General features: G+C 39.8%; 23 protein-coding genes and 4 tRNA genes. 20 read left to right on the top strand and 7 right to left on the bottom strand.

Annotation, left to right across the window (positions count from 1 at the left end):
- Positions 1-31 precede the first annotated feature (31 nt).
- From secY to ACH8JV_RS05185, 8 genes are all read left to right on the top strand, one after another.
- A complete protein-coding gene (secY, locus tag ACH8JV_RS05220) occupies positions 32-1,351 on the top strand; it encodes a preprotein translocase subunit SecY (RefSeq protein ID WP_191001672.1) in 1,320 nt (439 codons plus the stop codon).
- Positions 1,352-1,371: 20 nt separating this feature from the next.
- A complete protein-coding gene (rpmJ, locus tag ACH8JV_RS05215; protein ID WP_000867907.1) occupies positions 1,372-1,488 on the top strand; it encodes a 50S ribosomal protein L36 in 117 nt (38 codons plus the stop codon).
- A gap of 106 nt (positions 1,489-1,594) precedes the next feature.
- The gene (gene rpsM, locus ACH8JV_RS05210; protein WP_263614651.1) at positions 1,595-1,951 is read left to right on the top strand and encodes a 30S ribosomal protein S13; all 357 of its coding nucleotides are present in this window, start codon (positions 1,595-1,597) and stop codon (positions 1,949-1,951) included.
- 19 nt (positions 1,952-1,970) lie between these two features.
- The gene (gene rpsK / locus ACH8JV_RS05205) at positions 1,971-2,357 is read left to right on the top strand and encodes a 30S ribosomal protein S11 (protein ID WP_001040166.1); all 387 of its coding nucleotides are present in this window, start codon (positions 1,971-1,973) and stop codon (positions 2,355-2,357) included.
- 12 nt (positions 2,358-2,369) lie between these two features.
- The gene (gene rpsD / locus ACH8JV_RS05200) at positions 2,370-2,996 is read left to right on the top strand and encodes a 30S ribosomal protein S4 (RefSeq protein WP_002049716.1); all 627 of its coding nucleotides are present in this window, start codon (positions 2,370-2,372) and stop codon (positions 2,994-2,996) included.
- 17 nt (positions 2,997-3,013) lie between these two features.
- Positions 3,014-4,021, top strand: a complete 1,008-nt coding sequence (locus ACH8JV_RS05195; protein WP_004705386.1) for a DNA-directed RNA polymerase subunit alpha — start codon at positions 3,014-3,016, stop codon at positions 4,019-4,021.
- A gap of 18 nt (positions 4,022-4,039) precedes the next feature.
- Positions 4,040-4,417, top strand: a complete 378-nt coding sequence (rplQ, locus tag ACH8JV_RS05190; protein WP_002049717.1) for a 50S ribosomal protein L17 — start codon at positions 4,040-4,042, stop codon at positions 4,415-4,417.
- A gap of 181 nt (positions 4,418-4,598) precedes the next feature.
- Positions 4,599-6,089 (top strand): NAD(P)/FAD-dependent oxidoreductase, encoded by a 1,491-nt coding sequence (locus tag ACH8JV_RS05185; RefSeq protein WP_174735283.1) that lies wholly within the window; start codon positions 4,599-4,601, stop codon positions 6,087-6,089.
- A gap of 49 nt (positions 6,090-6,138) precedes the next feature.
- Here the strand turns inward: ACH8JV_RS05185 and ACH8JV_RS05180 are convergent, their stop codons facing one another.
- Complete coding sequence (locus ACH8JV_RS05180; protein WP_311069731.1) at positions 6,139-7,311, bottom strand: acyl-CoA dehydrogenase family protein; 1,173 nt, start codon at positions 7,309-7,311, stop codon at positions 6,139-6,141.
- A gap of 188 nt (positions 7,312-7,499) precedes the next feature.
- Here ACH8JV_RS05180 and ACH8JV_RS05175 point away from each other — a divergent pair, with 188 nt between their 5' ends.
- The 5 genes from ACH8JV_RS05175 (at position 7,500) to ACH8JV_RS05155 (ending at position 13,040) form a co-directional block, all read left to right on the top strand.
- Positions 7,500-7,757, top strand: a complete 258-nt coding sequence (locus tag ACH8JV_RS05175) for a succinate dehydrogenase assembly factor 2 (protein ID WP_002049719.1) — start codon at positions 7,500-7,502, stop codon at positions 7,755-7,757.
- A gap of 6 nt (positions 7,758-7,763) precedes the next feature.
- The gene (locus ACH8JV_RS05170) at positions 7,764-8,153 is read left to right on the top strand and encodes a hypothetical protein (protein ID WP_311069730.1); all 390 of its coding nucleotides are present in this window, start codon (positions 7,764-7,766) and stop codon (positions 8,151-8,153) included.
- Between the two features lie 767 nt (positions 8,154-8,920).
- Positions 8,921-10,006: a hypothetical protein gene (locus ACH8JV_RS05165; protein ID WP_209045130.1), complete on the top strand. Its 1,086-nt coding sequence runs from the start codon at positions 8,921-8,923 to the stop codon at positions 10,004-10,006.
- A gap of 84 nt (positions 10,007-10,090) precedes the next feature.
- On the top strand, positions 10,091-10,657 hold the full coding sequence (gene rrtA / locus ACH8JV_RS05160; RefSeq protein WP_396520041.1) for a rhombosortase: 567 nt from the start codon (positions 10,091-10,093) through the stop codon (positions 10,655-10,657).
- Between the two features lie 187 nt (positions 10,658-10,844).
- The gene (locus ACH8JV_RS05155; RefSeq protein ID WP_263614646.1) at positions 10,845-13,040 is read left to right on the top strand and encodes a TRAP transporter large permease subunit; all 2,196 of its coding nucleotides are present in this window, start codon (positions 10,845-10,847) and stop codon (positions 13,038-13,040) included.
- 149 nt (positions 13,041-13,189) lie between these two features.
- On the opposite strand, the gene ACH8JV_RS05150 is transcribed toward ACH8JV_RS05155, so the two are convergent.
- The 4 genes from ACH8JV_RS05150 to rnr form a co-directional block, all read right to left on the bottom strand.
- Positions 13,190-13,621 (bottom strand): hypothetical protein, encoded by a 432-nt coding sequence (locus tag ACH8JV_RS05150; protein WP_191001077.1) that lies wholly within the window; start codon positions 13,619-13,621, stop codon positions 13,190-13,192.
- An 11-nt stretch (positions 13,622-13,632) separates the two neighbouring features.
- Positions 13,633-13,842, bottom strand: a complete 210-nt coding sequence (locus ACH8JV_RS05145; RefSeq protein WP_191001078.1) for a YheV family putative zinc ribbon protein — start codon at positions 13,840-13,842, stop codon at positions 13,633-13,635.
- Positions 13,843-13,882: 40 nt separating this feature from the next.
- Complete coding sequence (locus tag ACH8JV_RS05140; protein ID WP_396520039.1) at positions 13,883-15,937, bottom strand: M3 family metallopeptidase; 2,055 nt, start codon at positions 15,935-15,937, stop codon at positions 13,883-13,885.
- Between the two features lie 133 nt (positions 15,938-16,070).
- Positions 16,071-18,494, bottom strand: coding sequence for a ribonuclease R (rnr, locus tag ACH8JV_RS05135; protein WP_396520037.1), 2,424 nt, complete (start codon positions 18,492-18,494; stop codon positions 16,071-16,073).
- Positions 18,495-18,755: 261 nt separating this feature from the next.
- Here rnr and ACH8JV_RS05130 point away from each other — a divergent pair.
- From ACH8JV_RS05130 to ACH8JV_RS05115, 4 genes are all read left to right on the top strand, one after another.
- Positions 18,756-18,846 (top strand) — tRNA-Ser (locus ACH8JV_RS05130).
- A gap of 10 nt (positions 18,847-18,856) precedes the next feature.
- Positions 18,857-18,933: transfer RNA gene (locus ACH8JV_RS05125), tRNA-Arg, on the top strand.
- Between the two features lie 39 nt (positions 18,934-18,972).
- A tRNA-Arg gene (locus ACH8JV_RS05120) sits at positions 18,973-19,049 on the top strand.
- 106 nt (positions 19,050-19,155) lie between these two features.
- A complete protein-coding gene (locus ACH8JV_RS05115; protein ID WP_263614642.1) occupies positions 19,156-19,749 on the top strand; it encodes an HAD-IB family hydrolase in 594 nt (197 codons plus the stop codon).
- A 67-nt stretch (positions 19,750-19,816) separates the two neighbouring features.
- Here the strand turns inward: ACH8JV_RS05115 and ACH8JV_RS05110 are convergent, their stop codons facing one another.
- Positions 19,817-22,306 carry a beta strand repeat-containing protein gene (locus ACH8JV_RS05110; protein ID WP_396520035.1) on the bottom strand — a complete coding sequence of 830 codons (2,490 nt, stop codon included), beginning with the start codon at positions 22,304-22,306 and terminating at the stop codon, positions 19,817-19,819.
- Between the two features lie 591 nt (positions 22,307-22,897).
- On the opposite strand from ACH8JV_RS05110, the gene ACH8JV_RS05105 reads away from it, so the two are divergent.
- Positions 22,898-22,974, top strand: a tRNA-Arg gene (locus ACH8JV_RS05105).
- A gap of 119 nt (positions 22,975-23,093) precedes the next feature.
- Here the strand turns inward: ACH8JV_RS05105 and ACH8JV_RS05100 are convergent.
- The gene (locus tag ACH8JV_RS05100; protein WP_396520033.1) at positions 23,094-23,786 is read right to left on the bottom strand and encodes a nitroreductase family protein; all 693 of its coding nucleotides are present in this window, start codon (positions 23,784-23,786) and stop codon (positions 23,094-23,096) included.
- Between the two features lie 223 nt (positions 23,787-24,009).
- On the opposite strand from ACH8JV_RS05100, the gene ACH8JV_RS05095 reads away from it, so the two are divergent.
- Both ACH8JV_RS05095 and ACH8JV_RS05090 read left to right on the top strand, forming a co-directional pair.
- Positions 24,010-24,507 (top strand): hypothetical protein, encoded by a 498-nt coding sequence (locus tag ACH8JV_RS05095; RefSeq protein ID WP_396520031.1) that lies wholly within the window; start codon positions 24,010-24,012, stop codon positions 24,505-24,507.
- A gap of 39 nt (positions 24,508-24,546) precedes the next feature.
- Positions 24,547-25,188 carry a fumarylacetoacetate hydrolase family protein gene (locus tag ACH8JV_RS05090; RefSeq protein WP_263614638.1) on the top strand — a complete coding sequence of 214 codons (642 nt, stop codon included), beginning with the start codon at positions 24,547-24,549 and terminating at the stop codon, positions 25,186-25,188.
- The last annotated feature ends 84 nt before the right edge of the window (positions 25,189-25,272 follow it).

Genomic DNA, 25,272 nt, shown 5'->3' with positions numbered 1-25,272 from the left:
GTCTCCTAGTTCTTCAGGTCATGTCAACATGATGAAAGGTCAGCCATTTCATGTGAAATACCGTGAAATTATTCGCCGGATGAGTTTTCTAATCGGTGCATTGCTGGTCTTTCGACTAGGAGCGCATATTCCAGTACCAGGCATTAATAATGCTGCGTTAGAAAATTTATTTCATGCAAACCAAGGAACTATTCTTGGGCTATTCAATATGTTTTCTGGCGGTGCTTTAGAGCGAATGTCGATTCTTGCTTTAGGGATCATGCCTTATATTTCTGCATCAATTATTGTGCAGTTAATGTCAACGGTGATTCCTTCTCTTGAAGCCTTGAAAAAGGAAGGAGAGCAAGGTAAGCGAAAAATTAATCAATATACGCGTCAAGGTACATTACTACTTGCAGTGGTTCAGGCAGTAGGTATGTGTGCGGGTCTTATTGGTCAGGGTATTACTCTGTCTACAGGACTTGCATTCTATATCCCTGCGGTTACGTCACTTATCGCTGGAACTATGTTCCTAATGTGGTTAGGTGAACAAATCACTGAAAGAGGTATCGGTAATGGTATCTCAATGATTATTTTTGCAGGTATTGTAGCTGGTTTGCCTAAGTTAATTATGCAATCAGTGTCATCTGTAGATAATGGTCAAACAAGTTTAATTGGTCTTGTTATCTTTGGTCTTTTGTCTCTTGGTGTATTGGCTGCGATTGTGTTTATTGAAAAAGCACAGCGTCGTATTCCAGTAAACTATGCGCAGAAGCAGCAAGGGCGTCGTATATTTACAGCTCAGCAAACACATCTACCATTAAAAATTAATATGGCTGGTGTGATTCCTGCGATTTTTGCAAGCTCTTTACTATTGTTCCCAGCAAGTCTTGGTCAATGGGTAGGTAGTGCAGATCCGAGTGCTGGTTTAATTAAACGTAGCTTACAAGATTTAGCTTTGGTATTGTCGCCTGGACAGCCTTTGTATTTGGTGCTCTTTGGTGCGTTAATTATCTTTTTCTGTTACTTTTATACGGCTTTAGTATTTAGCCCTAAGGAAGTATCAGAAAATCTAAAACGCAGCGGAGCTTATGTGCCTGGTATTCGCCCAGGTGAGCAAACTGCTCGTTACTTAGATCATATTCTTAATCGTTTGACGTTTATTGGTGCGATTTATATTACAGTCATTTGTTTGATGCCAATGATTCTACAAAGTTCTTTTGGTATTCCATTCTACTTGGGTGGTACCTCATTACTGATCGTAGTCGTTGTTGTTATGGACTTTATGGCTCAGCTACAAGCGCATTTAACATCTCATCAATATGACAATCAAACATTAATGAGAAAAACGACTGCTCATCCTAAGGGATAAGCGCACTTAGAGGTTTCATCATGAAAGTACAAGCTTCTGTAAAGAAAATTTGTGGTAGCTGTAAAGTTATCCGTCGTAATGGGGTTATTCGCGTGATTTGTAGCGCAGAACCTCGTCATAAGCAGCGTCAAGGTTAATCTAATCAAGACCTGTTGATTTCAGTAGGCGAATTGGGTTAATATCCGCCCCTCAAGATTTTTGTGGGGCGGTTGATTATCTCTACTGCCTTTTTGGAGAAAGTGAATGGCTCGTATTGCCGGTGTAAACATTCCGGATAACAAGCATGCTGTTATCTCCCTCACTTATATCTTTGGTATCGGTCGCCACACTGCTAAGAATATCTTAGCTTCAGTTGGTATTACTGAGACTACTAAGATCCGTGAGTTGGACGATGCACAGCTTGATGCGATTCGTGCAGAAGTTGCTAAGGTTCCTACCGAAGGTGATTTACGTCGCGAAATTTCCATGAACATTAAACGTTTAATGGATTTAGGTTGCTATCGTGGCCTTCGTCATCGTCGCAGCTTGCCTGTCCGTGGTCAACGCACCAAAACTAACGCACGTACCCGTAAAGGTCCGCGCAAACCGATTAAAAAGTAAGATTTCTGGAAGCTAAAAGATGGCTAAAGATACTCGCACACGCAAGAAGGTCACTCGTACCGTCTCTGAAGGTGTTGCACACATTCACGCGTCTTTTAATAACACCATTGTTACGATTACCGATCGTCAAGGTAATGCATTGGCTTGGGCCACCTCAGGTGGACAAGGCTTCCGTGGTTCACGTAAATCAACTCCGTTTGCTGCTCAGGTAGCTGCTGAAGTTGCTGGTAAAGCAGCTTTAGATTACGGTTTGAAAAACCTAGACGTCCTTGTAAAAGGTCCTGGTCCAGGTCGTGAGTCTGCGGTTCGTGCATTAGGCGCAGTGGGTTATAAGATTAACAGCATTACCGATGTGACTCCAATTCCTCACAACGGTTGCCGTCCACCTAAAAAACGTCGCGTGTAAGGAGAAACATTCATGGCTCGTTATATTGGTCCAAAATGCAAACTCTCTCGCCGCGAAGGGACAGACCTGCAACTTAAATCTGGCGTTAAACCATTTGACGTCAAAACTAAAAAAGCTAACAAAGCACCTGGTCAACATGGTCAGGCTCGCGGTGGTAAGCAATCTGAGTATTCACTACAATTACGTGAAAAACAAAAAGTCCGTCGTATTTACGGTGTGTTAGAGCGTCAATTTAGTAACTACTATAAAGAAGCAGCTCGTGTTAAAGGCGCAACTGGTGAGAACTTGTTGAAATTGCTTGAAAGCCGTCTTGATAACGTTGTTTATCGCATGGGTTTTGGTTCTACACGTGCAGAAGCTCGTCAGTTAGTAAGTCACCGTAGCATTACTTTGAATGGTCGTCGTGTAAACATCGCATCTATTCAAGTTAAAGCGGGTGATGTAATTGCGGTTCACGAAGGTGCTAAACAACAATTGCGTATCAAAAACGCGATTGAATTAGCTGCTCAACGTGGTATTCCAGCTTGGATTGATGTTGATCATTCTAAACTTGAAGGTACGTTTAAAGCTGCACCAGATCGTTCTGATTTACCTGCTGAAATCAACGAAAGCTTGATTGTAGAATTGTATTCTAAATAATCCTTGAGGTAGCAATAATGACGCGTACTGCAAACGAGTTTCTAACTCCGCAAGCGATCAAGGTCGAAGCGGTTAGCGGGACCTCGGCAAAAGTGATTCTAGAACCTTTAGAGCGTGGTTTTGGCCACACTCTTGGTAATGCTTTACGTCGCATTCTATTGTCTTCTTTACCTGGCGCTGCTGTGGTTGAAGTAGAGATAGAAGGTGTCGAGCACGAGTACAGTACTTTAGAAGGCTTGCAGCAGGACATCGTCGAGCTCTTGCTGAACCTAAAAGGATTGTCTATTAAGCTGTTCGATCAAAATGAAGCTTATTTAACATTAGAAAAACAAGGTCCTGGCGATATTACTGCTGCTGACCTTCGTTTACCTCATAATGTTGAAGTGGTTAACCCAGATCATTTAATCGGTACTTTGAGTGCTTCAGGTTCATTAAAAATGCGCTTGAAAGTTTCTCAAGGTCGTGGTTATGAAACTTCTGATTCTCGTTTCCCTGAAGGTGAAACACGTCCTGTAGGTCGTTTGCAATTAGATGCTTCTTATAGCCCAATTAAACGTGTTTCTTACACCGTTGAAAATGCGCGTGTTGAACAACGTACCGATTTAGATAAACTGGTAATCGATCTTGAAACAAATGGAACGGTTGATCCTGAAGAAGCAATCCGCAAAGCGGCAACAATCTTGCAACAACAAATTGCAATTTTTGTTGATCTTCAGAAAGACCAAACTCCAGTTGCTCAAGAACCTCGTGAAGAAGTTGACCCAATCTTGCTTCGCCCAGTAGATGATCTAGAGCTTACTGTTCGTTCTGCTAACTGTTTGAAAGCAGAAAATATTTACTACATTGGTGATCTCGTTCAACGTACTGAAGTTGAGTTGTTAAAAACTCCTAACCTTGGTAAAAAATCGTTAACAGAGATCAAAGATGTTTTGGCATCGAAAGGCTTACAACTCGGTATGCGTCTTGAAAACTGGCCACCAGCTAGTCTTCGTATGGACGACCGTTTTGCCTATCGTAGCCGTTAATTAAGTAGGACTATCACCATGCGTCATCGTAATAGTGGTGTGAAATTAGGCCGTACAAGCAGCCATCGTAAAGCGATGTTCCAAAACTTGGCTAATTCTTTATTTGAACACGAGTTGATCAAAACAACTGTGCCTAAAGCTAAAGAATTACGTCGTGTTGCTGAGCCTTTAATCACTCTAGCAAAAAACGATACTGTAGCAAATCGTCGTTTAGCATTTGCTCGTACTCGTAATGCTGCAACTGTAGGTAAATTATTTACCGTACTCGGCCCTCGTTACAAAGAACGTAACGGCGGTTATCTACGTGTTCTTAAAGCGGGCTTCCGTGCTGGTGATGCAGCACCGATGGCTTACGTTGAGCTTGTAGATCGTGAAGTTAACACTTCAGCTGAATAATTGATATTATTCGGAAAAGGCCGGCTTTATGCCGGTCTTTTTTATTTTCTGAAAATTATAAAAATAAAAAAATGTCCTCAAGTGACATAAAAAAACGGATAAACGGTCAAACTTGACATTGTGTATTGTCAAAATTGTGTTTTAATAAAGTCATATTCTCAACAATGGGTATAAAAATAAAATGGAAAAGCAAGTTGATATTTTAATCATTGGTGCAGGCATTTCAGGAATCGGAGTTGCTGCCCATTTATCTAAAAATTCTCCGCAACGTCAGTTTGAAATTTTAGAACGTCGTGAATCCTTTGGCGGGACTTGGGATCTTTTCCGTTATCCTGGTATTCGTTCAGATTCTGATATGTCTACTTTTGGTTTTAACTTTAAACCATGGCGTAAAGCAAATGTATTGGCTGATGGTGCTTCTATTAAAGGGTATTTAGGTGAAGTGATTGATGAGTTTAAGTTAAAGGAAAAAATTCACTTTGGTCATCGAGTACTCTCTGCAAATTATGATTCTTCATCTAAGAAGTGGAATGTTGTTGTCGAAGATAGCAATAAAAAACAGCAGACTTGGGTAGCTAACTTTGTTGTAGGTTGTACAGGTTATTATAATTATGACCAAGGCTATGCGCCGACTTTCCCAAATCAAGAAGCTTTCAAAGGTCAACTTATTCATCCGCAACATTGGCCAGAAAACTTAGACTATACAGGTAAGAAAGTAGTAATTATTGGTAGTGGAGCTACTGCAATTACTCTGGTTCCTGCAATGTCAAAAGGTGGAGCAGGTCATGTGACGATGTTACAACGTTCGCCGACGTATATTGCAACTGTTCCTTCTATTGACTTCATCTATGAAAAGACTCGTAGATTTATGTCTGAAGAAGCGGCTTACAAATTTACCCGTGCTCGTAATATTGGTATGCAACGCGCAATTTATGCATTGTCTCAGAAGCATCCTAAAACAGTTCGTCGTTTACTCTTAAAAGCAATTGAAATGCAGCTTAAGGGTAAAGTAGATATGAAACACTTTACGCCTTCTTATAATCCTTGGGATCAGCGTTTATGTGTAGTACCTGATGGTGATCTATTTAAGATTCTTCGTGAAGGTAAGGCGAGTGTTGAAACTGATCAGATTGAGAAATTTACAGAGACTGGTATTCAATTAAAGTCTGGTAAACACCTTGATGCCGATATCATAGTATCTGCAACTGGTTTACAAGTCCAAATTATGGGTGGTGTTCAAGCTAAAGTTGATGGTAAGCCAATCAACTCCTCAGAACATATGCTTTACAATGGTATTATGCTAAGTGATATTCCAAATATGGCCATGATTATTGGCTATGTGAATGCCTCTTGGACATTAAAAGTTGATATTGCAGCTGATTATATTTCCCGTCTATTAAACTATATGGACAAGAATAACTATGACGAAGTTATTCCAGCGGGTAATAAAAATGAAATGGAAGAAGATACTGTGATGGGTAAACTATCTTCTGGCTATATTAGTCGTGCAGCTCATGAGCTTCCAAAGCAAGGTAAGCATGCTCCATGGCAAGTAACCAATAACTATCTTGAAGATAGAAAGTCATTACAAAATGCTAAGTTCGATGATGGTATTCTTCATTTCCATAAACATTCAGATGTAAATACACGTAAGCCAAAGCTAGTGTCTTAAGATTTGAAATAAAAAAGGAGGCAGATGGCCTCCTTTTTTATGTATGGTATTAAAGTGTTCTGGAAATTAACTCTTTCATAATTTCATTGGTGCCTGCATAAATACGGTTTGCTCGGTGATCAATATAAGCACGAGCAATTGGATATTCCAGCATGTAACCATAGCCTCCATGTAATTGGAGACATTCATCAACCACTTTTGAAAACATATCAGAAATTTTATATTTTGCGGCAGCGGCAGCTTCGACACTTAATTTTTCATCAAGTTGTAATTCCATACAACGATCTAAATAGGTACGACAGAAATCAATTTCTGTACGTAATTCTGCTAGTTTGAAGCGTGTATTCTGGAAAGCACTAATTGGCTTGCCAAATGCTTTACGATCTTTTGTATATTGAACAGTATGTGCAAATGCTGCTTCTGCACCAGCTTGGCAGATAATTGCAACCAACATACGCTCCCATGCTAATTCTTTCATGAGCATAATAAAGCCCATACCTTCCATGCCTAAAAGATTTTCTTTAGGAACACGAACGTTATCGAAGAAGAGTTCACATGTATCTTGACCTTTCATGCCAATTTTGTTGAGTGGCTTACCTTTAGTAAAACCGGCACGGTCAGCTTCCACAATAATAAGTGATAAATTGGCAGAGCCTTTATCGCTGTTACCTGTTTTACAGACCACGATGGCCATATCGCACAAATAGCCATTGGTAATAAATATTTTTGAACCATTAATGACATATTCATTGCCATCAAGAACGGCTGTTGTTCGAACAGCTTGTAAATCTGAACCCGTTCCTGGTTCTGTCATGGCAATTGCGGTCACTGTTTCACCAGTCGCCATCTTAGGGAGCCATTTTTGCTTTTGTTCTTCATTTCCAAAGTTATTGATATAGTTGGCGACAATATCGGAATGCAGCGAGAAACCTGTACTTGAGTCCATGGCATAGGCTTGTTCTTCAATAAGAATCATACTGTATAGACGGTCTACACCTGAGCCACCGTATTGTTCTGGCATGGTTGTGCACAGTAAACCTAACGCACCCGCTTTATTCCAAAGATCTCGGTCCACATGTTGTTGTTTCTCATATTTTTCAGTATTTGGCACCACTTCTTTTTCATAAAACTTGCGTACAGTTTCTCGGAAAGCTTCATGTTCTTCATTTAATAGATGGCGAGGTAACATATTTGGAATGGGACGAATAGCACCAGATTGCATTGTATTTCTTCCTTGGTTTGGGCTTGATGTTATAAGTCTAAAATACGGGAAGCTCACTAGGTCTAACAATGTGATGAATGCTCATTTATAGCTATGAAGTGATAAGTTTGGTCAATTTGATATTTTTAGCGAACTTTCTTATGTGATCAGGTAAACTAGGCGCACTATCAACGCAGATGGGGAAATAAATGTCTGAAGAAATGACCTTGGAAGAACGTAAAGTAGTTTATCGCGCACGCCGCGGTTTAAAGGAAATTGATGTCTATTTTGACCCGTATGTGAAAAATTATTACTTAAAGGCAGATCCAGCAGAAAAAGCATTATTTGCTGAATTAGTAGAGCAGGAAGATCCTGATTTACTTGACTGGTTTATGGAAGTATCTGAACCACCACGTACTGAATTACGTGATTTCATCCATAAATTAAAGCATTATGTACATGGCTGATTGGTTTTGGTCAACCAATTGAATTTTAAACTGAAATATAGTCGTTTCTCGATTATATTTCAGTTTTTTATTGGTTTAAGTTTAGCAGTTCTATTTTATCAACTCCTATCAATACTCTGGTGGTTGGTTACGGTCAGTTTACTATTCATAAGTTTTGTTTTCTTTTTCAAGCGGCCACAGCTTACTCAAATTGCTTATTTAGATCAGAAATTATGGTCACTTAGCTTTCATTCAGAGCAAACAATTTCTCGTGTAGAAATTTTAAAAATAATTGATTATCAGATTTTCATAGTGGTCTATTTTGAAGGGCATGAAACATTAACTTCTGTGATTTGGTTTGATCAAATGCCTTTGTCGCAGTGGAAACAACTTAAAACCTTAGAAAAATTCTATTAATTGTTAGACAATTCTACATTTGTATATTTATTTAAAAATTTTAAAAATCAAACAATTAAGATTTATTTCTTTTCGGAAAATGTAAATTGTCTAGTTAAAATACAGAAAAAAGAGCAAGAAAGCTAATTGTCCGACAATTTCTCAATATGGTTATTATTCTATCGGTTAAAGTACAAACACCAACGTAAAGTGTGTCGGAGGTCTCAAATGGAGATGCCAACATGGTCGTTCTTGGTCATTGCCATCATTCTGGCAGTGGTGATAGGAAGAGCAGGAACTTTACTCAGGGAACATCTTAATAAAGCTAATTATAGCAAAGTTAAGAGACAGAGGATGCAAAGGTCGTCGGTCAGTCAATAGTTTAATTGGTTAATCGATTAATTTCATCAAGTGTCCAGTTTTACTGGGTGCGAATGTAGTAAGGAGGTCTCTCATGGAGATTTCAATGTGGATGTTTCTGTTAATTGCAGTTGTTATGGCTGTAGTAGTAGGAAGAGCAGGAACTTTACTCAAGGATTATATAGAACAACAATAATATAAGCCGTTAAAAGCTTATCCCAGTTAATAAGTAGCATGTGCTGAACCGTCGCAATGCTACTTTTTTTTGCCTAAAATTTTTGTTTCCCTGAAAAACTGTCAATTTTATCTGCTGTGAAGTGTGTCAAAGTATAAGCGCTACAATTAGAGTAATTACTCTTTTATTCAAGATATGCATCTGCTAATGTACATCTGAAAAGGAAAAAACAAATTACATCGAGGACAGGAAGATGTCTAAAGTCCAAAAAATAAGCCAAGGTTTGGCGATGAGTTTTCTTGCAGCTTCAGTTTTATCAGGTTGTTCATACGTCGTGAAAAGCGGAGCAAATGTTGCTTTAGGTTTTACGGAAAAGCACGTCGTTCCACCTATTTTGGCAATGCAAGATGCTGAAATGGTTTGTAATACTGGTAGTGCCTTAACTCCTGCAATCATGTCGACTAAAGGTATGGGTGCAGATCCTACTCGTGTTGCTGTCTTAATGTATGCTGCTTCAGGTGTATGTGCGGAAAACCAAGCATTAGAACAGGAGTTACGTTATTTGCGCGCTTCAAAAGCAGGACAAGTAACAGAAGCTCAAGATGCACGTATTGCGCAGAAGCGTTGGGCTGCAATTGCTGCAGAGCGACAATATACCGGCTATAAATTATTCGCTGATCGTTGGGAATCTAAATATAAGTACCATTTAGGTGATTCTTGTCCAACTATGCGTAGTGATACCGATCAGACTGTATATCTACTTGGAATGATCAGTGGTCTTCAAGCGGTGACGAATGACATTAACTCAGGTGGTTCTGTCAATGTTCCGAAAGATATTGCTGCTATTGTAGAACGTGGCATGGTTTGTCTTGATAACCAAAAGTTCTGGGGAGCACCAAATGCAACACGTGCGGTGATCTGGACTTTATTACCAGGGGCTAACGAAGGTAAACCAGACCCGTATGAGACATTAAAGCAGTCAGTGCAAATCGGTGAGCAAAAAGGTGTCCGTTTGTCTCATGCACTCTACGCTGTAGCTGCTCAAGCGAGTGGTGACGATGCCAAAATCCGTGATGCATTAAAAACTTATGCAGCATCTCAAGCAGATGACAAGCCAGTCAATCCGAACTTCAAGTTAATCGATAGTATGGCGGGTTTAATTGTCCGTGGCATTTCTGACCGTTATTGGACTGAACATACAGGTGTTCGTACAGGTGATAATGGTATGTCTCATTTCTGGGATGAGAAAAATGAAGGTTCAGCAGAACTGGATGAGTTGTTTGATGGTGGGGCTGCATCAGAAGTTCCAGCTGACTCGACCTCTGCACCTGCACAGTAAACAGATCTGAAGAAACTAACTCCTTGCGGTTGCTACGTATTTTCTGATTAATCGTAAGGGGTTCGGTTTTAAAAGGAGTGTGCTATGAAAGATCATGTACTCAATAAAAAAGTGCTTTTGGTCGCAGGGTGCATTTCTGTTTCCGCATGTCTACAAGTATTTCCAGACTATTTTATTTATTGGCGCGAAAGCTTACTCGGTGAGTTTTGGCGTTTGTGGACAGCACACTGGGTACATGTTGGCTGGATTCATTTTCTTTTAAATATGATGGCATTTGCATGTTTGCCCTTCATATTTCCGCATACCAAAGTGTGGCACATCTTAAGTCTTCTTTTTCTTTTGCCGCCTTTTATCAGTTTGGTGTTCTATTTTTATTTGCCTTATATCGATGCATATGCCGGTCTATCTGGAGTACTCCATGGGCTGTATACGGCTGTTGCTTTAGTTTATTTGCAATACCGTAAAGAACGGAGTTTTGCATTACTGGTTTTAGGGTTAATTATTGCCAAGCTGATGTGGGAAAATACTTTTGGGCAAACAGGCACAGCACAGCTGATAGGGAGTCCTGTTTTAACCGAAGCTCATTTATATGGGGCGATAGGCGGTGCAATCTTTGGAGGATGCTATTGGCTTATACAAAGGTTCAAATAGAAAGATTGACAATACAAACTGTTAAAAAAGAGATTTTAGTCATTCTTTATTGATAAAGTTTGATGCAAATTTGATCGTTGAATAAAGGGATTGGTAGAAGGGGAATGGACGATACCCCTGACCAAGGAAATTGCATGACTCAAAGCCTTTGTTATGAGGGGTTTGAGAGAACAAAATTGGAATATTTATGCAAGAATATCAAGAAAAAAGATCTGGATTAGGTCTGCTGGGTTATATATGGAACGAATGGATCTCAACATTCGTGATCCTCATTTTACTATTAATGACGCTCATAATTGGTACCGGGGAAATGATCCACGGACAATTATTACGTATCGGGGAACGTCTTTATGGTGACCCTGCTATAGGCATGCAATATTCATTTTTGCGTGCGGAGCCTGAAAAGCCGTCTTGTGATCGACATCCAAATATTGATGCTCAAGTAAAAGAGCAAATGAAAGCGAATGCATCTGATGATTTCGCAAGCTTCTTTGGTGCTGCCTCAGAAAGTGATGTCCGTGCATCCTTACAAGCAGCACAGCAGCAATGTGAAGATAAATATCTGGCTTACGATAAAACCATTAAATATATTGAAGCAAATCCAGGGGTACGTACATATCGTACGATTGAAACGGGTTTCTTTGGCATATTTAAATTTGGTACAGAGAACCGCGCAATTTTACTAGTCTTTATGGTCTTAATCTCAGCGATTACTGCATCGTTGAAGTTCCACCATATTGGTTTACGTAACCCTGCAACCAAGCTGGACTACAAAGTGTATGCCTTCTTTATGTTGCTTGGTAATGCATTGCTTAGTTCTTCAGTAATTAGCCAGTACCGTTCTGTGATTAATTCAGGGGTTTCTCCAACTCATGAAACAATCATTATTTACTGGTTATGGATGATTTTATTTGTCGTCCTTACCTTAATTAGTCTTTATCAGCTATTTGTTTCCCCACCAGCAAAACGTGAGGGTGGCAATATTGGCTTAGCTTTATTATGTGTGCCTTTGTATGCATATATGGCTGTGATTACAGGTGTTGCATTCACGTTCTTTATGGACTATCCAATGGGGCAAGGGATTTACCTTGGTCAGTTGGTAGAGTTCTCGGGCATTTTCTTAAACCTTGCCTTGTTTATTTGGGCAGGTATGTTGCTCACGCAAACACGTGTAATGGACTTGTTCCTAAACGTACTTCGTCCATGGAACTTGGCACCAGAAACTTTAACTTGGTTAATTTTGATTGCTGCTGCTGTACCAACTGCCTATACAGGTGCTTCTGGAATTTTCGTTATCGCAGCCGGTGCGATTATTTATAAAGAAGTCTGGAATGCAGGCGCTCGCCGTCAGTATGCACTCGCTGTATCTGCAATGTCTGGTTCGCTAGGTGTAGTAGTACGTCCTTGCCTTTTGGTCGTTCTAATTGCGATGTTGGATAGTCGTCATGTTACGTCTGATGAGTTATTTGGACATGGTATTTATGTCTTCTGGTTAACTGCATTTATTTTCTTGGGTGTCTCTCTTTTCTTGGCAGAAGAGAAGTTCCGCGTGAACTCACCGAAAGTAGCACTTCCTGGTATGGCACGTGCTTTTGTACCTGTTATTCCATACATCTTGATCACTGTGGTTGTTCTTGCATTTTATAAATATGCATTAGATACAGGAATGAACGAATTTACTGCACCAGTGATTCTGCCTCTCGTGCTCATTGCGATGATCTTGTACGATAAAATGGTTATGCCTAAAGAGGCACCAGCCTTAAATATTCATGAAGCAATTGTTCGTGAACATGAGAAAAAATCTCCATTCTTACAGTCACACGATCCACATAGTTCACAGTTCCGTCTAGGTTTTGGTGGTGCATTACGTTTTGCAACATCAGAAACAGTTGGACATATTGGTGCGCTTATTATTTTAATGGCGTTGTCTGCAAGTGTGGGTGGTTTAATCGAGCGTACTGAAATTGTTGAAATGTTGCCGACCCATTTAGGTAATATTTATATTTCGCTCGCATTTATTGCATTACTACTTGCCATTATTGGTATGTGTACAGATCCATTTGGTGCTGTAATTTTAGTAGCAGCAACGATTGCTCCTGTAGCCTACGAAAATGGTATTCACCCAATTCACTTCTGGATGATTGTATTGGTTGCATTCGAGTTTGGTTATGTAACACCACCAGTTGCCTTGAACCATCTACTCACGCGGTTATCCGTTGGTGATGATGAGGTAAATGCTGCCGATGCAGAAGCCAAAGAGAAATATACAAGTTTCTACTACCGATATGAACGTTGGTTATTACCAATTATTGTCTTGTTCTCATCATTGGTATTAGTCACTTATGCTCCATTAGTACTGAAACTATTTGGTTGGTACAAGTAATTTAAAAATATAAGCTGAGCAAAAACACTCTCTTTAAGAGGGTGTTTTTTTATGTCGGAGTTATTTTGAGTAGATAAATTCTTAATAAATAAAAAAGCTAGCTCCGTATGAACTAGCTTTTTTGCATCATACTTAGAGTTAAACAAATACTATTGTTGTTTAACCTGAGCCTCGAGGAGCTTCACTTGCTCTTCTTTTAGCTTAATCAGTTGATCTGCATCAGCATGTTGAGCTTTTAGTGTCTCTTCCTGATCTTGCAGCTGATGATGAATGTCGTTGAGTTTAGACACTTCTTCTTTTGCTAAAGACTCTTGAGCCGGGACAGGTTGTTTGAGCACATCTTCATTTACAAGTTGTTGCGAGTTAGCTGTTTGTGTTTGAGCGACAGGCTCAGAACTTGCAGATGGTTTTGTAGTTTTTTGAGGTGCAGGTGTCGAGACAGGTTGAGGATCAACCATTGGTGCTGACGATTCGGTTTTTTTGAAAAACCATTGTGCTGCGAAAAAAAGCACTACAAGAATGCTTAAGCCCCCAATTAAAATCCACAAGAGTTTTGAGTTTTGTTTTCTTTGTAGTGGCATGTTTAAGACCTTTAGTCAGAACGACGAGGCTTGAACTGTATTACTCCAACTTCATCAGGTATAGCAGGTGTTTCTGGCTCATCAATATGAGTCGGACGATTTTCGCTATAACCGCATTCGATACATTCAATCCATTCGTCTTCAGCGGTGGTTAGCATGACAATTCGATCTATGGCTTCACATTTTGGACATTTAGCCCCAGCAATGAAACGTTTTTTCATCTTTATCACCCTAACCACACGATCAATTTAGGCCCATAGTTTAAGCGGTTTTGTTGTCGTTCGTCCAACCTTGATGACGTAACAACGCATCAATTTTTGGTTCACGACCACGGAAATTGACAAATGCTTCAAGAGCAGTGTCTTTCCCACCCACAGCTAAAATTGCTTGACGGAATTCTTTACCTGTTTGAGTGTTGAAAATACCTTCATGTTCAAAGCGGTCAAATGCATCGCTCGCTAAAACTTCTGCCCACTTGTAAGAGTAGTAACCCGCTGCGTAACCGCCTGCAAAAATATGACTAAAGCTATGTTGGAAGCGGTTGTAGTCGACAGTTGGAACTACTGCGTACTGTTTGCGAATGTCATTTAAAGTCTGCTGAATTTGCTCACTATTCAACGCAGGAGTCTTGGTGTGAATAGTTAAGTCAAATAGTGCAAATTCAAGTTGACGTAAAGTTTGCATGCCAGACTGGAAGAAACGTGCATTTAATAATGCATCGAGTAACTCTTGAGGTAAGGTCTGCTTGCTCTCAATATGCTCACTTAAAACATCAAGGCTTTCTTTGTCCCATGACCAGAACTCCATAAACTGGCTTGGTAACTCGACTGCATCCCAAGCAACGCCGTGAGTACCTGCAACCGAGATATTGTCTACTTCAGTTAACATATGGTGTAAGCCATGTCCAAATTCGTGGAACAGTGTGATGACTTCATCATGAGTCAGTAAGGCTGGCTGATTGCCTACAGGTGGAGTGAAGTTACATACCATATAGCAAATTGGTTTTTGTAAACCATGAACAGTTTGCATACGTGAGCGGAAACCACTCATCCATGCGCCGCCGCGTTTACCGGTACGTGCATATAAATCAAAGAAGAACCCACCAACTACTTGGCCTTGGTCTTCTAATTCAAAATAGCGTGCATCCGGATGCCAAACCGGAGCTTCACGTTCAACAATGTTAATACCGTATAGGCGCTGAACAATCTGGAATAAGCCCTGAATGACTTTCGGAGCAGGGAAGTAAGGTTTTAATGCTTCTTGAGATAAGTTGAACTGTTGTTGTTTAAGCTTTTCAGAATAGTAAGTCGTATCCCAAGGTTTGAGTTCATCAATCCCATCTTGTTTGGCAATTGCTTGTAGCTCAGCAACTTCTTGGAGAGCAGGGGTACGTGCATGCTCAGCTAAGTCGGCTAAAAAGTCGTGAACTGTTTTGACATCAGGAGCCATTTTGCTAGCAAGAGAATATTCAGCGTAGTTATTGAAACCAAGTAGTTTTGCCATTTCTTGGCGAAGGCTCAAGATTTCTTCCATAATTTTGCTGTTATCAAATTCTGTTTGTTCAGACTGATCTGATGCACGAGTGACATAAGCTTTATAAAGCTCTTCGCGTAATGCACGGTCATCTGCATAGGTCATGACTGCAAAATAAGCTGGGAAATCTAAAGTTGCTACTGCTTGGTCAAGCTCGCGCTGTTTACCGTACTGCTTTAGTAACTCAACATTGCTTTCTGGAAGACCTTTTAGCTGGTCTTCTGTAAGTGGTTTAAAGTAGGCCTGTGTCGCATCAAGTACATGGTTTGAGAAGTCAGAAGAAAGCTGTGAAAGTCGTGCAGAAATCTCTGCGTAGCGTTTTTTCTCTTCACCTTCTAAAGCAACGCCAGAAAGTTTGAAGTCACGTAATGCGAGACGGATGGCACTTTGTTGAGCAGGACTTAGCGTTGAATAGCTCTGACCATCATGAATGTGTTGATAAGTCTGGTACAGCGCCGTGTGTTGGCCAAGCTGAGTGTAATATTCACTTAAAGCGGGTAAGAGTGATTGATAGACTTCTCTAGTTTCAGTATTACTCATCACTGCATTTAAATGCGATAAAACACCCCATGATTCACTGAGATTATTTTCAAGGGTATCAATTTGTTCAAGTACAGCAAGTTGCTGGTCTGTGTCAGAAGGTGCAGCTGTAAGTGTGTTTAAGAACTCTTGTCCTGCTTGAATCGCTTGTTGAATATCTTGTTTTAAATTATCTAATGTAATTTGGTCAAAGCGGGGAGTAGGTAGAGTCGCTTGCTGTAAAGTCATTGCTAATAGCCACATTATTTTTTAAACATAGTATTAGATGTAGGTATTGTTAGGCAGGAAATCAAGCTTAAATTGAAAATAAACGTTCTAAAAATATTAAGCCCCCATGTTTGGGAGCTTAATAACAAAGAATAGAAACACCTATGAATTAGTCAGCCTTAGACTTGGCATTCGACTTTTTCTTTTTTGGTTTCGCTTTTTTCTTTACTTTTTCTGGCTTGGCCTCTGCTTTCGTAGTGGTTTTTTTACCAGATTTTTTAGTATATGAACTTGGTTTACCTTTTTCCTTCTTTTTACGGACAGGTTTTTCGCCATCATTTGAAGTAGTAGATGGTTTACCAAAAACTTCTTCAGTTGCTTGTGTCGTCGCTGTTCTGGTTGTACGTGGGGCACGACTACGAACTACTCGTCCAGCATGGGTCACTTGCTGAATAAGTTGGAAATCGATCTTACGTTCTTCCAGATTTACACCAGCAACCTGAATTTTAACTTCATCACCTAAACCGAAGACCTGACCACGATTTTGTCCAATAAGGTTTTGACTTGCTTGATCATAAATAAAGAAGTCGTCGCCGAGCTGGCTAATATGAATCATGCCATCAATATAGAGGTCTTTAAGAGTAACGAATAGACCAAATTCAGTGACAGCACTCACTATACCAATGAATTCATCACCTAAGTGCTGTTGCATATAGTGACACTTCAACCAAGTCGTTACACTACGAGATGCTTCATCAGCACGGCGCTCGGTTTGAGAGAAATGTTCACCAGCATCATCTAAAGCTGCACCAGAAAGCGGATAAGGCTTTTGTTTCAAATGGGCTTTAATTGCGCGATGTAACAATAAGTCTGGGTAGCGGCGAATTGGTGATGTGAAGTGCGTATAAGCTTCATAAGCTAAACCATAATGACCGGCATTTTTGGCACCATAGTAAGCTTGCATCATTGAGCGTAATAACACGGCATGAATGCTTGGCGCATCAATACGGTCTTTAGTTGCCTCAATAACTTTTTGATAATCTGCTTGGGTTGGTTGATCTGGGAAAGGTAAGCCAAGAAGTTTAACAAAATCTTTTACTTTCTGAATACGTGAGAACTCAGGCGCTTCGTGTACGCGATATAACATTGGAACATCATGTTCTAATGCATATTCAGCCGCGGCGACGTTAGCAAGTAACATACATTCTTCAATAAGCTTATGTGCTTCATTACGTGTACGAGGCAAAATTTCTTTAATTCCACCTAGCTCATCAAAAGTCATGTACGTTTCAATGGTTTCAAATTCCATTGCATGACGATCAGCACGTAAATTTTTCAGAATTTGATAAAGCTGGAAAAGCGTATTTAGCGATTTGTGAATATCACGATCTTTTGGAATCGCATCTGTTGCGCCATCAAAGTATTGTGCTACCTGTGTATAGGTCAAACGTGCTTTTGAGTGCATCACAGATGGATAAAACTCATAACCCGTTACACGACCAGTACGCGAGAGTTTTAGGTCACAGACCATACATAAACGGTCTACGTGCGGGTTAAGTGAACACAATCCATTTGATAATGCTTCTGGTAGCATTGGTAATACAAAGTGCGGGAAGTAAACCGAAGTACCACGTTCTTCTGCTTCTTCATTCAGAGCTGAGTCTAAACGTACATAATGGCTGACATCGGCAATTGCTACGACAACGCGATAACCACCACCTGGACGTTTTTCTGCATACACGGCATCATCGAAATCTCGAGCATCTTCACCATCGATTGTGACGAGCGCTAAATCTCTTAAATCAACTCGTCCTTCACGGTCTTGTGCAGAAGGTTCTTTAAAACTTTCAGCTTCTTTTATAACTTCATCTGGAAATTCGTAAGGTAAGCCAAACTCAAGAATAGTCTGCGGAATAATAATTTCAGTATCCGCTTTATCTGCCATAGATTGAATAATATGCGCCGTTGCAAACTCTTCACGGGTTGGGTAGGTATCTATGGCAACACGAAGCATATCACCAACATTCGCTTTGGCATGTGCAACTAATTCTTTTTCTAATGGAATAGGTTGGTGCTGATTTGGATTATTAGGTTGAATAAAGTATTCACCTTCATGTACCGATAATTTACCAATTAACTGTTTTACACGATGTTGTAGAACCTCGGTAATGAACCCCCACGGTTTACCTTTTCGGTCTACTGAGGTCTGCCGAACTCGGACTCGATCACCATTAAAGACTAAACGTAACTCACGCTCAGGAAGTAAAAGATCATCTTGACCATCAATATGTGCGGTGCCTAAACCTTTACTATTAATATAGACGGTCGCTTCATAAGTTGGTTGGTCTGTCACTAACTGAAACTTGAACCCGTCTTTCATGATTTGACCATCACGAACCATTGCACTTAAGCGATGGCTTAAAGCTTCGATACTTTTTTGGTCTTGAATATGAAAATGGTCAACAAGTTCTGCATGAGATTGCGGTGTTTGCAATTGTTCCAACGTATCTAATATTAGAGTACGGCTTGGAATAGGATTGTCATAACGTTCAGCTTCAGCTTTCGCTTCGGGATCAGCCCAGTTTTTTGTCATGTCTTTTGATTTCACGCTTGGCAGATAAGTTTAGCATAAGCCATGCAGACCCGAACTGCACGTTTAGGTTTGCAATAATGTGTTATGCACTACTGTATTTTAATGAAGAAATAATATCTATCTTAACAAGCGTTTGATCGAAAAAGACGAAAATAATAAGGAAATTGCTTAAAAAATAATTCATTGAACGAAAAAATAAGAAAATTTCAGTATGATGACTTGAACAATAGGGTTTTAGTTTGTATTATGGCGGCTCGTTCCGGTGAGGTGGATGAGTGGCTGAAATCACTTCCCTGCTAAGGAAGCATACCTATTACTGGTATCGAGGGTTCGAATCCCTCTCTCACCGCCATTTACTTAATGCGCTCATAGCTCAGCTGGATAGAGCACTTGGCTACGAACTAAGGGGTCGGGAGTTCGAATCTCTCTGAGCGCACCAAGTAAAACAGAACGAATCGCTGAAAGGCACACAAGTTACGCGCTCATAGCTCAGCTGGATAGAGCACTTGGCTACGAACTAAGGGGTCGGGAGTTCGAATCTCTCTGAGCGCACCAACTTGAAGAATTAACCGCTTTTATAGCGGTTTTTTTGTGTCTGCTGTTTAGTAATTTTTTAAAAATTTAAATTTATAACTTTTAATTATATTAGAGATAACGATAAATGAATCTGGCTTTATTTGATTTTGATGGCACGATCACCCATAACGATACTTTCAGTTTGTTCCTTAAATTTTCTTTGAGCAGAAAAACTCAAATACTAGGTGGTATTCGACTTGCACCTTATATCGCAGGCTATAAGTTTGGATGGGTAACCGATAAAACCATACGAACTAAGCTTTGTCAGGTGGGATATATAGGCTACGATGCAGATTCCCTAAAATATGTGGGACAAGAGTTTGCTAAAACGGTAATTCCTACCTGTATTCGTGAAAATGCTTTAGAACGTATTCACTGGCATAAACAGCAAGGAGATCAGGTTGTTGTGGTATCCGCTTCATTGGGTGTTTATTTAGAAAGTTGGTGTCAGTCTTTAGATTTGGATGTTATCTGTAATCAACTTGAAATAGATAATGGTATTTTAACTGGTAATTTTGTTGATGGTGATTGTGGTTATTTAGAAAAAGTAAATAGAATAAAAAATAAATACGATTTAACCCAGTATTCTACAATTTATGCTTATGGTGATACTCCTAATGATTATGCAATGTTAGAGCTAGCACATAAGAAATATTATAGATGGCAAGAAATGAATTAATATTAATTAATATTTAAAAATATATTTAAGAAGAAAGCCACTTTATTAGTGGCTTTCTTGGAGATTATTAAACTGTATGTAAAGTATTATCTAAGAAGTGGTCAGTAAGTAATGACTGAGGTACTAGAGTATGAACCGTGTTTGTTACGCTCGATACTGTAGAAGTGACTCCACCTACATTGCCGCCAGTTACTCCACCTAATAAGTTAGAAATAACGTCTGTGCCACCAGTACCAGTTACACCACCAGTTAAGCTACCTACGATATCTGTTACGACACCAATAGGGTTGCTGCCAGCAGCGCCACCAGTTACACCGCCAATGATGTCAGTCACTGTGCCAAGTGGATTACCACCAGTTAATCCACCAATAATGTCAGTAACAGTACCAAGAGGACTGTCACCTCCAACACCACCAGTCACACCACCAATAGCGCCAGTCGCACCACCAAGGATGTCAGTTAAAATACCAGTCGCAGTTGTGCCATTGGTAATGAGCGTGTTGACAATACCAGTTGCATGATCAGTTGCACCTTGGATATTACCGCCCACTAAATCAGATACAACCTCAAGCGCACCATTTACAGTGTCGCGAGATGTTTCGAAAGTTAAAGTGCCGAGGTGAGCAATATCAGTAACAGGGTGTTCAGTTTGAGGAAGTACACCAACTACAGTGTCTGCAACAGTATTAATTCCTGTATTAATAATGCTGGTTTTTAGGCTTTCGACACCTTGAAGAACATCGATGCCGCCTTGAACCACATCAATTACTGGAGAAATAGGAGAAGTGCCACCACCAATAATACCGCCAGTTACACCACCGATAATGTCAGTCACTGTGCCAAGTGGATTACCACCAGTTACGCCGCCAGTCACACCACCGATGATATCAGTAACGGTCCCAAGCGGATTACCGCCAGTAACACCACCTGCCACGCCACCGATGATGTCAGTCACTGTGCCAAGTGGATTACCACCAGTTACGCCGCCAGTAACTCCACCGATGATGTCAGTCACTGTGCCAAGCGGATTACCACCAGTTACGCCGCCAGTAACTCCACCGATGATGTCAGTCACTGTGCCAAGCGGATTACCGCCAGTTACGCCACCAGTCACACCACCAATAGCACCAGTCACACCGCCAAGAATGTCAGTTAAAATACCAGTCGCAGTTGTGCCATTGGTAATGAGTGTGTTGACGATACCAGTTGCATGATCAGTAGCGCCTTGGATATTACCGCCCACTAAATCAGATACAACCTCAAGCGCACCATTTACAGTGTCGCGAGATGTTTCGAAAGTTAAAGTGCCGAGGTGAGCAATATCAGTAACAGGGTGTTCAGTTTGAGGAAGTACACCAACTACAGTGTCTGCAACAGTATTAATTCCTGTATTAATAATGCTGGTTTTTAGGCTTTCGACACCTTGAAGAACATCGATGCCGCCTTGAACCACATCAACAACTGGGGAAATAGGTGATGTACCACCACCAATAATACCGCCAGTCACACCACCGATGATGTCAGTAACAGTACCAAGTGGATTACCACCAGTTACGCCGCCAGTCACACCACCGATAATATCAGTAACAGTACCAAGCGGATTACCACCAGTTACGCCGCCAGTCACACCACCGATAATGTCAGTAACAGTACCAAGCGGATTACCACCAGTTACGCCACCAGTCACACCACCAATAGCACCAGTCACACCGCCAAGAATGTCAGTTAAAATACCAGTCGCAGTTGTGCCATTGGTAATGAGCGTGTTGACAATACCAGTTGCAGATTGGGTAGCGCCTTGAATATCGCCACCTACTAAATCAGATACAACCTCAAGCGCACCATTTACAGTGTCGCGAGATGTTTCGAAAGTTAAAGTGCCGAGGTGAGCAATATCAGTAACAGGGTGCTCAGTTTGAGGAAGTACACCAACTACAGTGTCTGCAACAGTATTAATTCCTGTATTAATAATGCTGGTTTTTAGGCTTTCCACACCTTGAAGAACATCGATGCCGCCTTGAACCACATCAACAACTGGGGAAATAGGTGATGTACCACCACCAATAATACCGCCTGTCACACCGCCAATAATGTCAGTTACGGTACCCACTGGATTACCACCAGTAGCACCACCTGTCACGCCACCGATAGCGCCGGTTACACTGCCGATAACATTAGTTACTACACCAAGTGGGTTACTGCCAGTAGCACCACCAGTTACACCACCGATAGCGCCAGTCACACCGCCAAGGATGTCGGTTACTGCACCGACTGGATTGCCGCTAGTAGCGCCACCAGTTACACCACCAACAGCACCTGTTACGGTACCCACTACACCAGAGACTAAGCCTGTTGTCTGAGAAACGGTATTGGTTACAGTTGAAACAACATTAGAAAGTAAGCCTGATGTTGAAACATTTCCAGTAGCAATATTTATATCGGAAACGTTTACATTAACAGTAGAACCTGTGTTTACAACAGGATTCACTGATACAACATTACTCAAGTCCTGAGTAACTTTTGTTATTGAAGATACGAGAGTTTTCAGTAAGAACATGATGGTCTATTTCCTGTATATTTATGTATTTTTAAGTAAGTATTTATTTATTGCGTTAGGCAATTATTGAGATATGTTTCTCAATAATTAAAATTTAGTATTGGGTAGATCTCAAAAAGTGTCAATCCATATTTCTACTCAAATAATTTGATACTTATAATATTTTGACAATTAGATATTCATTCTGATTTAGACATAAAAATAATAATTTTTTTTATAATATATGCTTTAAAGATGAATGTATTTTCCCCCATTTTTTATTATTTTTATAATTATTAGTGCTAAATAGTTTTATTTATAAAAATAATTTTGCATAAGGAGAAATATATTATTTATATAATCCTGACTAAAAAACTAGGCTTTTGACTCTGTCAATTTGGTCAAAATGTCCAAATTGGATAAAAGAAGGGGGCAACTTTAATTGAAAAAAAATATTTCAAATACATTTTATGGACAAGAAATTCCCCTTTTTGGGAAAGCTAGGCTACCAAGATATTTTGTTATGGCTAAGAACTAGACGCTTGATGACAAAAAGATGAAAAAGTCCTTTCTAAAATAGAAAAACTGCGTATAATGCCCTCCATCAAGTACGCGCTCATAGCTCAGCTGGATAGAGCACTTGGCTACGAACTAAGGGGTCGGGAGTTCGAATCTCTCTGAGCGCACCACTTGAAGAATTAACCGCTATATATAGCGGTTTTTTTGTATCTATTTTTTATGATTCTAATAAAAAAGCTGGTGCACATGACAACCAGCTTTAAAAAGATCTAGATTCAAGGATTATCTATTAGCCGAATGTTTTAAAACGGCTTGCATCGTCAATAAAGGCTTTTTCACCCGCGTTACCTTCAATAGAACCAAAAACTAACTGAGCTCTTAGCTTCCACTCAGCTGGGATATTGAAAGCAGCATTAATTTTCTCATCAATAATTGGGTTGTAGTGTTGCAATGAAGCACCAACACCTTGTTCAGCTAATACGTTCCAAACTGCAAATTGAGCGATTGCTGTTGAGTGCTCAGACCAGATTGGAAAATTATCAGCATAAGCTTCAAACTGTTCTTGTAAGCCTTTAACTACGTTCTGATCTTCATAAAACAAAACTGTGCCTGCACCAGCGGCAAAACTTTGAATTTTTTGTTCTGTTCCAGATACAGCTTCAGCTGGGATAATACTTTTTAAAACTTCTAGAACTATATCCCAGAATTTTTGATGTGATTGTCCAAATAAAATAACAGCGCGAGATGATTGAGAGTTAAATGCAGAAGGGCTATGTTTGATTGCTTCTTGAATTAACTTTTCAATTTCACTATTTGATTGGTTTAAGTTATTTCCAATTGCATAAATAGAGCGGCGGTTTTTAATGAGTTCTATAAAAGAAGTTTCATTTGAAGATTTTAGCTCTTGAGCGGCTTTTAAAGCCACATCTTCTTGAGCTGTCGTTTTTTGATTTAAGCCAAATAGTTTTGCAAAGAAAGACATGACGGATTCCACTAAAGAGACAATAGAAACATTCTATAAATTTAAGAATATGAAATAAGCCTTATAAATATGAATCTACGTTCTATATATGAAACGAGTAAACAACTTGTACGAATGAAAGCTTTATCGTGTGAGCAAAAATAAAAAATCACTTTTGATTCATTTTAAAGCGTAGATGAATATGCTCTAATAGTTTCGATTTATTCAATATTGACACATAGTGATGACCGAGCAAAAAAGCGCTTTATCTTTACGTTATTATTTAAATTTAGAAGAGTCTCAAGACGGGTTTGGCTTGGTGACATTCGGAAAGAAACAATTCACACGTTTTTTAACCCCTGTTATTAGTATTGCAATTGTTATTTGGGGTTTTTATTTAGGCTTATCAGGCGTTGGTCGCTACTATGTTGCTTTGGGTGTTTTTTTCCTGATTATGCAAGGTCTAATGCGCTATTGGCTTTTACCTATGATGTTCAAGCGTCAGTTTGTACGTTATCAATTTGGTAAGAGTGAGCAAGGGATCGATTTATACCAAGATTATTTTGAACTCTATGCTGCTGGTCGTAAACAAGTCGTACAGTATGGCGATGTGCAGACTTTTGCTAAGGGTAAACTGACTTATATGCTTGAGTTAAAAAACAAAACGGTCATTATTGTACCGAAACGTGCCTTTGCTCAAGTTTCAGATCAAACTGTATTTGAAAATACATTTAAGAAATAAGTTATTAGAATTATTAGTCGCAACAATAAAGGAAGCCTCATGAAAACACGTCCTTCAAAAATCGTTTGTGTGGGCAGAAGTTATGCTGATCATGTAAAAGAGCTGAACAATGCAATGCCGGGACGACCAGTATTGTTTATCAAGCCACCAAGTAGTTTGATTGGTTTAGATGAAGGTATTTCGTGGAATCCATCTTGGGGTAGTTGCCATTTCGAATGCGAATTTGTTTTGCGTATTGATAAGCCACTAAAAGGCGAAACTGATCCGCAAAAAGTATTGCAAGCTATTGGTGCTGTAACTTTAGGGTTAGATTTAACTTTGCGTGATATGCAAAATGAATTAAAAGATAAAGGTCAGCCTTGGGAAAGAGCAAAAGCATTTGATGGTTCATGTGTACTTGCGGACTGGGTAGATGTAAGTGAAATTACCAATTGGGAAGAGACCAAATTCACTTTCCATATTAATGATGAATTGCGTCAAGATGGTAATACTGCACTGTTAATGTTTACTATTGGCGAACTTTTAACTGATATTAATCAGGTGTTTTCACTTGAATCAGGCGATGTCATTATGACGGGTACGCCAGCAGGAGTGGGGCCACTGCATGCTGGTGATCAGCTAAAAATGACTTTGAAAGGTGCTACTCAAGATTTTGTTTGGGAAACCTTTGTTAAAGCATAATTTGATTTAAATCGCTAAGTTTTGAACCCTATTATTGAACTGATAATAGGGTTTTTTATTGTCTGGATATAGAAGATTTTTATA

The sequence above is a fragment of the Acinetobacter sp. ABJ_C5_2 genome (assembly GCF_044538485.1).
GTDB classification, from domain to species: Bacteria; Pseudomonadota; Gammaproteobacteria; order Pseudomonadales; family Moraxellaceae; genus Acinetobacter; species Acinetobacter nosocomialis_A.
The sequence above is the reverse complement of the archived record's forward strand: the minus strand, read 5'-3'. Positions and strand labels throughout refer to the sequence as shown.